The following is a 248-nucleotide window of genomic DNA, read 5'->3' on the forward strand; positions in this document are numbered from 1 at the left end:
GTGTTGCCGAGCGCGGGATACGCGGCGAGAGCCGCCTGGACGTGCCCGGGAAGCTCCACCTCGGGAACGACCGTCACGAATCTCTCGGCGGCGTATGCCACCAGGTCGCGCAGCTCGGCATCCGTGTAGTACCCCTCGTGCAGCCCCGGTTCGACCGTGGCGTGAGGCCCGTGGCCCAGCTGCGTCTCCGCGCGGCGAGCGCCCACCTCTGTGAGGCGCGGGTATCCCGGCACTTCGAAACGCCAGCC

At 71.0% G+C, this 248-nt stretch carries 1 protein-coding gene; it reads right to left on the minus strand.

Annotated elements, in window-relative coordinates:
- Positions 1-248, minus strand: a 248-nt coding sequence (locus SB753_RS39990; RefSeq protein WP_410805539.1) for a family 20 glycosylhydrolase, incomplete at both ends; no start/stop codon positions are given.

This window comes from Paraburkholderia sp. SIMBA_053 (assembly GCF_046534895.1).
In the GTDB taxonomy this organism is placed as follows: Bacteria; Pseudomonadota; Gammaproteobacteria; order Burkholderiales; family Burkholderiaceae; genus Paraburkholderia; species Paraburkholderia caledonica.